Annotated in this window: 1 protein-coding gene; it reads right to left on the reverse strand. The window is 33.2% G+C overall.

Features of this window, described 5'->3' with window-relative positions:
- Positions 1-20: 20 nt before the first annotated feature.
- On the reverse strand, positions 21-989 hold the full coding sequence (locus KTQ83_RS11780; protein ID WP_217256945.1) for a DNA cytosine methyltransferase: 969 nt from the start codon (positions 987-989) through the stop codon (positions 21-23).
- Between the last annotated feature and the right edge of the window lie 224 nt (positions 990-1,213).

Here is a 1,213-nt window from a genome sequence, read left to right on the forward strand (position 1 = left end):
CATTAGAATTTAAAATTTATCTATTTTATGAGTCCTTTTTCTTGACGTAGTACCAGTGTTACTCCTCTTTTCTTCAAACCATCCACCAATCCCATTTTAGGAGTTATCCTAATTGAGTCATCAGATACTTCCATTAGACGTTCAAACAATTCTATTGTATCCTGTCTAGGTTTTGCAAATCGATGGCTATCAGGAACTGCAGCCGCATCAATTTCACTTCGCATCAATGCTTGATAAGCTGATGAGACCTCTCCATATAACCCATTCATAAATCTAGGAGAATCAACACTCTGCACCTCTCCGTATCGTCTTTCCAAATCCCCAATTGCCTCACTTACTGTAACAGGAATATGTATTCCTTTTCTTAGCAAAAAATCGTCTTTTTCTTGATAAAGTTTATCAAAAAAAGTTTTAGCTTTTCCATTCTTAGTTGCAAATAATATAAAACGTCTACGCTTTTGTGGTACACCATAATCAGACATTAAAATAACATCATGTTCTACATCATATCCCAGTTTTTTTAACTGCTTAATCAATTTCTGAGAATATGGTTCCCCTTTTGTGATTTTGCCTTTATATTTCCTATTAAATCCTACTGTAAATCCATGCACATTTTCAAAAAACAACATTTCTGGTTCAACCGTTTCCACAAATTTAATATAAGAATTATATAGACGATTTCTAACATCATTGCCAGTTCTTTTACCTGCCATAGAAAATCCTTGACATGGCGGACCTCCAACTAATAATTGAACATGTCCTCTTAATCCCATTAATTCTTTCTCATAATCCTTTAATAATTCGTTAATATCTAAATTTGTTTGCGGCAACCAATCAGGCCACTGGAAATGTTCTCTATTTATAATCAAATTTTGTTTTAACGTTGAAAAGGCATCTTCATTTTTTTCCACAGCAAACAAGCCAGTCCAACCAGCTTTTTGAAGTCCTAATGAAAGCCCTCCACATCCTGCAAATAGATCTATATACATGCCTTTCCTCCTAAATGTGTAAATTTCTTTTTTATTATATCAAAGCGAAATAATTTTAGTCAATTTTTAAGTCTTATTGCTGCAAACTTGGCATATGGATATCCATCTGCCATAACTACAATTGATTTGTCATTTGCAACAAACTCTATGCAATACCATATGCCGTTCTTTTCGTATTATGAAACCAGGAAGAAAAGTATTCTGGTTAATATAGAATTGTATAA

The organism is Holdemanella porci, from assembly GCF_019052655.1.
Taxonomy (GTDB): domain Bacteria; phylum Bacillota_I; class Bacilli_A; order Erysipelotrichales; family Erysipelotrichaceae; genus Holdemanella; species Holdemanella hominis.